General features: G+C 51.5%; 1 protein-coding gene. It reads right to left on the minus strand.

The window, feature by feature from the left end; translation table 11 throughout:
* Positions 1-160: 160 nt before the first annotated feature.
* Entirely contained in the window at positions 161-397 is a 237-nt protein-coding gene (locus tag FRY97_RS21860) for a hypothetical protein (RefSeq protein WP_147169748.1), read from the minus strand.
* Between the last annotated feature and the right edge of the window lie 754 nt (positions 398-1,151).

Raw genomic sequence — 1,151 nt, forward strand, 5'->3', positions numbered from 1 at the left:
GATTTTATTAATGTAGGTTTTGTTTAGACCATGGATTAGGATTTTTTGCCAGATCAAAGAACGCCCGGAACCTCGACTTCAGAAAGGGAGCCCTTTTATTCCCTTTCTTCGTCTAGCTACGAAGGTGAGGACGTGATGCAGAGCTGGCGAAAAAGGCAATTCAGGGGCATACAAAATTTACTTTAATAAAATCTACTAAAATACCGGCTTCCGCCAAAGATGTAGAGACCAACACTTCCCCTTCTGCACCATTATTGATCAATACCCCTTCTACGAGTGTTCTGATTTCGGCAGACCACCCTTCAGGGCTGCCATCGAAACTGATATATTCCAACAATGGGACAAGGGTATTCCCGCTCTGGCCGCTCCCCAAGCCCTCTTGACTTGTTTTTCCCATCAGCGAAAGATACGAAATCACAGGGGAAGGAAGGGCGGTTTATCAAATTTAGAATTGCTGCTATAGTTCTCCAAGGCAGGATTTGTGCAAAGTTGACGCAGGTGTTTTTTTCGCTCGCAAGGCGAAAAACGCAGGCATAGCCTCAGCTACGGCGAGGCTTTTCAACGCAGCGAGCGGAAAAAAGAGCAAGTCAAAATGCATTAATCTCGCCTTGGAGAACTATATAATCTCCTGCTGCCGCCTGCCGGATTGAGCCGCAATCTTTTTGACCATGAATGGCCACGCAACAGACAAGGCTTAAGCGTGGGGGCACCATCAAATCATTCGGCCTGGCCGTACTAGGCTTTACCCCCGCCGTACTGCCCGATAAACTTGTTCATACGCCACGGGTTATAAAAAAGATGTTGGTGCGCCAACCAGATTGCCGATTTTGGGCCTGCCCCATCCGCAAGGATAGGGGCCTGCCCCTGCCCAATGGGCAGGTGCCGCTATGCTCCGGGGCTCGCTGTCCGCTCGGCCCCTCGCCCTGCAGGCGTCGGGTCTGGCCTTCGGCCACCCCTGCGCAGCGCTAGGCCAATGCCAGGCTAGTGGTCTGTCAAGTGTTAATTTATGGGTTGAGTGGGAGCGGATTTTGAGGCTAATCAAGGCGGATGTTCCCGCGCATAGCAGCGCTACGTAAGGGGTTGTCCAACGAAGAGTAGCCTCAAAAGTCGCCGCAGGCAACCCCTGGTTTTAGCCTTGACAGACCACTAGG

The organism is Phaeodactylibacter luteus (genome assembly GCF_007993045.1).
GTDB lineage: Bacteria > Bacteroidota > Bacteroidia > Chitinophagales > Saprospiraceae > Phaeodactylibacter > Phaeodactylibacter luteus.

Coding starts and splice junctions, on each gene's coding strand:
- FRY97_RS21860 (WP_147169748.1), bottom strand. CDS start 397: ATGGGAAAAACAAGTCAAGAGGGCTTGGGGAGCGGCCAGAGCGGGAAT.